Raw genomic sequence first — 6,801 nt, 5'->3', positions numbered from 1 at the left:
GGAGCCCCGGCACCGCAACCGGTGCCGGGGCTCCCACACGTCCGTGGGGCGGCCGGGACGTGCACCGCCGCCCCACGGCGGATCGGACGGGTGGAACGGGTCAGACGCCCGGCGCGGCTACCTCCACGCCGTGCTCGGCGGCCAGCCGGTGCAGGTCGTCAAGCTCCGCCTGCTCCACCTCCGCCAGGTAGTCGTCGCCCGTCTCACGGGCCCGCGTGAGGTCCGTCTGCGTGGTCCTGATGCGCTGCAGCAGTCCTGCGGTGAAAGCGTCCATCGTGCGCCCCCTCCTCGTGGGTCCGGTGGCACGGGGGTGTGCCGAGGGTGGGTGGATCACGCACTGCGAACTCTGGGGGACAGAGAGCGGTAGGTGGCGCGCCACATACAGGGCGTGATCACGGGGTGTGCAGTCGTCCTCCCCATGGCCTTCCTCAGGGAAACCTCAACTGGCCCGGGAATCAGATGAATTCTTCGCGCCTCTCTTCGCGCCCCCTCGGATCCCGCTGTGCGCCCCGCCCGCACCACCTCGCGCACCCGCTCGCCGCCCGCCCGGCCCGCACCCCGTCTTACCTCCGGTTTACGCGCGTACGGGGCAGGATGGACACGCACAGTCAGTGCTCAGGTTCCAGCCGGTCCCATCCCGGACAGCGGCTCAAACGGGAAGGATGTTCGACGTGCGCGTACTCGTCGTCGAAGACGAGCAGCTGCTCGCCGATGCGGTGGCCACCGGACTGCGCCGGGAGGCCATGGCCGTCGACGTCGTGTACGACGGCGCCGCGGCCCTGGAACGCGTCGGGGTCAACGACTACGACGTCGTCGTTCTCGACCGTGACCTCCCGCTCGTCCACGGCGACGACGTCTGCCGCAAGATCGTCGAGCTCGGCATGCCCACCCGGGTCCTGATGCTCACCGCCTCCGGAGACGTCAGCGACCGCGTCGAGGGCCTGGAGCTCGGGGCGGACGACTATCTGCCCAAGCCCTTCGCCTTCACCGAGCTCACCGCGCGCGTGCGCGCCCTCGGCCGCCGCACCACCGCGCCGCTCCCACCCGTCCTGGAGCGCGCCGGCATCAAGCTCGACCCGAACCGCCGCGAGGTCTTCCGCGAGGGCCGGGAGGTCCAACTCGCACCCAAGGAGTTCGCCGTGCTGGAGGTCCTGATGCGCAGCGAGGGGGCGGTCGTCTCGGCCGAGCAGCTCCTGGAGAAGGCGTGGGACGAGAACACCGATCCCTTCACCAACGTCGTGCGCGTCACCGTCATGACCCTGCGGCGGAAGCTCGGTGAGCCGCCGGTCATCGTCACCGTGCCCGGCTCCGGGTACCGGATCTGATCCGATGACCACCACGCCCGCTCCGCACCCCCAGGTGCCCCCGAAGCCGACCTGGGACCCCCGGGACCCCGTCCGGCCGCTGCTGCGGCCGACGATCCGGATACGGCTCACCCTGCTGTACGGCGGGATGTTCCTGATCGCCGGCATCCTGCTGCTCTCGATCATCTATCTCTTCACCGCCCAGGCGCTCACCGACAGCACCTCCCAGCTGCCCTTCAAGGTCCTCAGCGGCACGATCCAGCCCACCACCTCCTGGTGCCGACTGCCCGAGACCTTCACCGGGGACCAGCTCAACGACGCCGTCACGGTCTGCCTGCGGCACCAGAGCGACCTGGCTCTGGACGATCTGTTGCGCCGGTCGCTGTTCGCCCTGCTCGGGTTGAGCATCATCGCCTTCGCCTTCGGTTACGCGATGGCGGGTCGGGTGCTCTCCCCGTTGGGGCGGATCACCCGGACCGCCCGGCAGGTGGCCGGTTCGGATCTGTCCCGGCGGATCGAGCTGGACGGCCCGGACGACGAGCTCAAGGAGCTCGCCGACACCTTCGACGAGATGCTGGACCGGCTGGAGCGGGCCTTCAGCGCGCAGCAGCGGTTCGTGGCGAACGCCTCGCACGAACTGCGGACCCCGCTCGCGATCAACCGCACCCTGCTGGAGGTCCACCTCTCGGACCCCGGGGCGCCGGTGGAGCTCCAGCAGCTGGGCAAGACCCTGCTGGCCACCAACGAGCGCAGCGAGCAGCTGGTCGAGGGGTTGTTGCTGTTGGCCCGGAGCGACAACCAGATCGTCGAGCGCAAGCCGGTGGACCTGGCCGAGGTGGCCGAGCGGGGCGTCGACCAGGTGCACGCCGAGGCCGGGGCCAAGGGCCTGGAGATCCGCAGCGCCTGCGAGCCGGCCGTGGTGCAGGGCAACGGGGTGCTCCTCGAACGGATCGCGTTGAATCTGTTGCAGAACGCCGTGCGCTACAACGTGCCACAGGGCACCGAGGGCGGCTGGGTGGAGGTCACCACCGAGGCCAAGGACGGCCAGGCGGTCCTGGTCGTGTCGAACACCGGCCCGGTGGTCCCCGCCTACGAGATCGACAACCTCTTCGAGCCGTTTCGGAGGCTCCGGCAGGAGCGGACCGGCAGCGACAAGGGGGTCGGGCTCGGCCTGTCGATCGCCCGGTCCGTGGCCCGGGCCCACGGCGGCCGTATCATCGCGGAGCCGCGCGAGGGCGGCGGACTCGTGATGCGCGTCACCCTTCCGATCTGACACACTGCACGCGCCGACCGGTTCCGTTCGCTTTGCGCGGAATTCCGAGGCCCCGATCCTGAGACGTCCATGTGTGATCGATCACAGGAGAAGGTGCCCGGCCCTCCACTCTCCGTGATCGAAAAATCCCTCGGAAAGCCAGGAAAAGTCCGGGTTTCCGAGGCATGGAATGACGGGAAGTACACGGGGTGGCACCTGTGAGGGCTGCCCCGAGGGCCGTGTACGGTCCGGTTCGCCACCCGAAGCCGATCACTCGTGAGAGGGCGCGACGGGTGTCGATTGAGTAACAGACCTTGATGTGAGGCAAAATCTCCGCCTCAGGTCGGGCACAAGTCCGACCTCTCACGCGTTACGTGCGCTGGAGACACCGCAACCACCCAGAGGGGGAGAGCGACATGGCAACGGATTACGACACCCCACGCAAGACCGACGACGACGTCGATTCGGACAGCCTTGAGGAACTGAAGGCCCGCCGGAACGACAAGTCCACCTCGACCGTCGACGTCGACGAGTTCGAGGCCGCCGAAGGCCTGGAGCTTCCCGGCGCCGACCTCTCGAACGAGGAGCTGGCCGTCCGGGTCCTGCCCAAGCAGGCCGACGAATTCACCTGCATGAGCTGCTTCCTCGTGCACCACCGCAGCCAATTGGCTCGGGAGAAGAACGGTCAGCCGATCTGCCGCGACTGCGACTGAGATCGCCCGGCCGTGGCAGGCGACATACCGTCCCGGAAGCGACGCCTCGGACTCCCCAGGAGGTCGGAGGCGTACAAGGGCCGCTCAGGCCCGGTAGAGGGTGCCCAGGGGGCCCCTGAAGCCGAGCCCGGGCACATCGCCTCCCTGCCCTCCCCCGGCGCACGTGACGACGAGCGAGGCCTCCCGGCCTCGCTCGAAGCAGTGCTCGACGAGGCGGCAGAGGCAGGTCCGGCACCGCTCCCCGCGGAGCCGGAAGGGGCCGCAGCGCAGCAGCGCGGGCGCTTCGGTTCCCTCAAGAAGCTGGCCAACCCCGCGCGGGCCCAGCTCGACCGGATCAGGATCGACTCCGAGCGGATCGACGTGGTCCGGCGCGGTGTGCAGCGCGGCGGCAACAGTGCCAAAGCAGGCATCGGGCACCTCGCCGACCGGCTCATCTACCTCGCCCCGCGGATCCCCGTCCGCGACCTGGCGACCCTGCGCAGACAATTCCCCGGACTCGGCCCCGAGGAGCTCGCCGACAAGCTCGTCGCGGGCGCGGCGAACGCGAGCTCGACCATCGGCGCGGGCATCGGCGCCGCCGCCATGCTCCCCGTCCCCCCGGCCATGCCGGCCGAGCTGGCGGCCGAGATCACCGGCGTCGCCGCCGTGGAGCTCAAACTCATCGCCGAACTCCACGAGGTCTACGGACTGCGGCCCCCCGGTCGCCTCACCCAGCGGTCGACGGCCTACCTGACCTCCTGGACCGAGGAGCGGGGCATCGAGCCCTCCCGGCCGACCACGGTCAACGCGGCACTCGGCGGACAGCTCAAGCGCGAACTCCGCCAGCAGATCATGCGGCGCATGGTCCGCAACGTGCCCAACCTGGTGCCCTTCATGGTGGGGGCCGCCGTCGGCGCCGTCATGAACCGCCGGGACACCAAGAAGCTCGCCGCGCACATCCGCAAGGACCTCCGCGCTCGGCAGGTCCCCTGGGACGCGCTCCCCGAGCTCCCCCCGCTCGAGCAGCCCCAGGACCCCGAGCCGCTGGGCCCCTAGCCCGGGTGGGCGTCGCTCAGCGGGTCCCCTCCGCGGTGAGGGCCGCGACCAGCACCTCCGGCTCGCGGCTCGACAGGTACAGGTACGGCGTCGGATCGGTCGGGTCGGTCACCTCGATCCGAACCGCCCGCGGCACGTAGCTGCGCATCAGCATGAACGCACGGGGGTCCGCCTTGTGGGTGCGCCAGGCGCGTGCCTCCTCCGCGTCGAGCACCTCGACCGCCCCCAGCGCCGAGACCGGGATCCGGGCGTCGCCCGCCACCAGCGAACCGGCGACCACCCGGATCCGGGCGGAGCCGTACGAGGAGACCGCCACCCCGGCGAGCACCGCCGCCGCGATCAGGCCGCCCAGCATGGGGACCGTCCCCAGCGGGAACATGATCAGGCCGCCGGAGAGGCCGAGCAGCCCGACGATCACCCACCACGATCCGGGCGCCGTCAGCCTCTCGTCGAAGCGCGGCGCGGCGGAGGACGCGGGGGAGGGGGCCTGGGACGGTACGGAAGGCTGCATGGGTCCAAGCTTGGCACGGCGCGACCTGCGCCCATCCGCGCGGGTAAGGTCTGCGGCTGTGACTGCAACATCTGCCGCCCTCACCCCGCCGGCCGACGCCATACCGCCGGTACGCCATCCCGACGCGCCGGCCTCCGGCGAGCTGCTCGGCTCCCACTACGAGTACTGCTTCGGGTGCGGCGGCGGACAGTCCCACGGCCTTCACCTGGAGGCGCGTGCGGGCGAGGGCGTCACCGTCACCGCAGAGTTCACGGTCACCCCCGACCACCAGGGCGCCCCCGGCCTCGCGCACGGCGGCGTGCTCGCCACCGCGCTCGACGAGACCCTCGGCTCCCTGAACTGGCTGCTGCGGGTCATCGCCGTGACCGGACGCCTGGAGACGGATTTCCTCCGGCCCGTCCCGGTCGGCACCGTGCTCCACCTGGAGGCCGAGGTCACCGCCGTGCACGGCCGCAAGATCTACTCGACCGCGGTCGGTCGGATCGGCGGGCCCGAGGGTCCCGTCGCCGTCCGTGCCGATGCCCTCTTCATCGAGGTCAAGGTCGACCACTTCATCGATAACGGTCGCCCGGAGGAGATCCAGGCGGCCATGTCCGACCCCGACCAGGTCCGGCGCGCCCGCGCCTTCGAGGTGAACCCCTGATGCGCAACCCCGTCGACGTACTGATCCGCAAGGTAGACCCGGAAGTGCCGATTCCGGCCTATGGGCACCCCGGCGACGCGGGAGCCGACCTCGTCACCACCGAGGCCGCCGTGCTGGCCCCGGGGGAGCGCGCCGTGCTCCCCACCGGGGTCTCCATCGCCCTGCCGGACGGGTACGCGGCCTTCGTGCACCCGCGCTCCGGTCTCGCCGCCCGTTGTGGAGTGGCGCTCGTGAATGCCCCGGGGACGGTGGATGCCGGGTACCGTGGAGAGATCAAGGTGATCGTGGTCAACCTCGATCCGCGCGAGAGCGTGCGGTTCGAGCGATTTGATCGGATTGCCCAACTCGTCGTCCAGCAGGTCGAGAAGGTGCGCTTCCATGAGGTTGTGGAGCTCCCCGGTTCGGCGCGGGCCGAGGGGGGCTTCGGGTCCACCGGCGGTCACGCCGCCGTGGACGGCACAACGGGTGGGAATCGATACGCTTCGGTCGTATCCGACCGGGAAGGACAGTGACGTGTTCGGACGTCGCAAGAAGAGCGGTGCCGCCGAAGACGCGGCGGGCGAGGCCGAGCAGGTCGTCGACGCGGTGGAGGACGAGGACGCGGCCGAGGCGCCGCGTCGCGCGAACCTTCCGCCGGCGCCCCGGCCCGAAGGGCCCTGGGACATCTCCGAGGTCACCAAGCCCGAAGAGGGTCGCGTCGACCTCGGCGGGATCTTCGTGCCCGGAATCGAAGGCATGGAGCTGCGGGTCGAGGTGGCGGGCGACGCGATCGTCGCGGCCACGGTCGTCCTGCGCGACAGCGCCGTACAGCTGCAGGCCTTCGCCGCACCCAAGAACGAGGGCATCTGGGGCGAGGTCCGCGACGAGATCGCGACCGGCATCATCCAGCAGGGCGGTGCCATCGACGAGGTCGAGGGCCCGCTGGGCTGGGAGCTCCGCGCCCAGGTGCCGGTGCAGTTGCCGGACGGCAACCGCGGCGTGCAGCTGGTCCGCTTCGTGGGAGTCGACGGCCCCCGCTGGTTCCTGCGCGGAGTGATCTCCGGGCAGGGCGCGGTCCAGCCCGAGGCGGCCGGCCTCCTGGAGCAGATCGTCCGGGACACCGTGGTCGTCCGCGGCGACGGCCCGATGGCCCCGCGCGATCCGATCGTCCTCAAGCTGCCGAACGACGCCCAGATGGTGCCGGACGGCGTGCAGCAGGAGGAGCCGGAGAACTCCCGCTTCTCCGGTGGCATGGGGCAACTGCAGCGCGGCCCGGAGATCTCCGAGATCCGCTAGTACCCGGGTCGGGTCGCCCCGGCGACCCGACACAATCCAGACGAAGGCCGGTGGGCCGTTTCCCGCAC

The 6,801-nt window shown here is 70.8% G+C and carries 9 protein-coding genes; 7 read left to right on the top strand and 2 right to left on the bottom strand.

The window, feature by feature from the left end:
* Positions 1 to 100: 100 nt before the first annotated feature.
* Positions 101 to 274, bottom strand: a complete 174-nt coding sequence (locus tag ACFW22_RS35460; protein WP_386412850.1) for a hypothetical protein — start codon at positions 272 to 274, stop codon at positions 101 to 103.
* Between the two features lie 397 nt (positions 275 to 671).
* On the opposite strand from ACFW22_RS35460, the gene ACFW22_RS35455 reads away from it, so the two are divergent.
* The 4 genes from ACFW22_RS35455 to ACFW22_RS35440 all read left to right on the top strand — a co-directional run bounded on the left by ACFW22_RS35455 (position 672) and on the right by ACFW22_RS35440 (position 4,304).
* A complete protein-coding gene (locus ACFW22_RS35455) occupies positions 672 to 1,325 on the top strand; it encodes a response regulator transcription factor (protein ID WP_386412848.1) in 654 nt (217 codons plus the stop codon).
* A 4-nt stretch (positions 1,326 to 1,329) separates the two neighbouring features.
* The gene (locus tag ACFW22_RS35450; protein WP_386412846.1) at positions 1,330 to 2,577 is read left to right on the top strand and encodes a sensor histidine kinase; all 1,248 of its coding nucleotides are present in this window, start codon (positions 1,330 to 1,332) and stop codon (positions 2,575 to 2,577) included.
* A gap of 395 nt (positions 2,578 to 2,972) precedes the next feature.
* A complete protein-coding gene (locus ACFW22_RS35445) occupies positions 2,973 to 3,269 on the top strand; it encodes a DUF4193 domain-containing protein (protein WP_003955561.1) in 297 nt (98 codons plus the stop codon).
* Between the two features lie 12 nt (positions 3,270 to 3,281).
* Complete coding sequence (locus tag ACFW22_RS35440) at positions 3,282 to 4,304, top strand: hypothetical protein (protein WP_386412844.1); 1,023 nt, start codon at positions 3,282 to 3,284, stop codon at positions 4,302 to 4,304.
* A 16-nt stretch (positions 4,305 to 4,320) separates the two neighbouring features.
* Here the strand turns inward: ACFW22_RS35440 and ACFW22_RS35435 are convergent, their stop codons facing one another.
* On the bottom strand, positions 4,321 to 4,815 hold the full coding sequence (locus tag ACFW22_RS35435; protein ID WP_386412841.1) for a DUF3093 domain-containing protein: 495 nt from the start codon (positions 4,813 to 4,815) through the stop codon (positions 4,321 to 4,323).
* A 58-nt stretch (positions 4,816 to 4,873) separates the two neighbouring features.
* Between ACFW22_RS35435 and ACFW22_RS35430 the strand changes: the two genes are divergently transcribed.
* The 3 genes from ACFW22_RS35430 to ACFW22_RS35420 are packed head-to-tail and all read left to right on the top strand — an operon-like array spanning position 4,874 to position 6,733.
* Positions 4,874 to 5,458, top strand: coding sequence for a PaaI family thioesterase (locus ACFW22_RS35430; protein ID WP_386412838.1), 585 nt, complete (start codon positions 4,874 to 4,876; stop codon positions 5,456 to 5,458).
* A complete protein-coding gene (gene dut, locus ACFW22_RS35425; protein WP_386412835.1) occupies positions 5,458 to 5,970 on the top strand; it encodes a dUTP diphosphatase in 513 nt (170 codons plus the stop codon). The genes ACFW22_RS35430 and dut overlap by 1 nt, the downstream gene beginning before the upstream one ends.
* Before the next feature lies 1 nt (position 5,971).
* Positions 5,972 to 6,733, top strand: a complete 762-nt coding sequence (locus ACFW22_RS35420; RefSeq protein ID WP_386412832.1) for a DUF3710 domain-containing protein — start codon at positions 5,972 to 5,974, stop codon at positions 6,731 to 6,733.
* Positions 6,734 to 6,801: the final 68 nt, after the last annotated feature.

The sequence above is a fragment of the Streptomyces sp. NPDC058872 genome (assembly GCF_042743065.1).
In the GTDB taxonomy this organism is placed as follows: domain Bacteria; phylum Actinomycetota; class Actinomycetes; order Streptomycetales; family Streptomycetaceae; genus Streptomyces.
The sequence above is the reverse complement of the archived record's forward strand: the minus strand, read 5'-3'. Positions and strand labels throughout refer to the sequence as shown.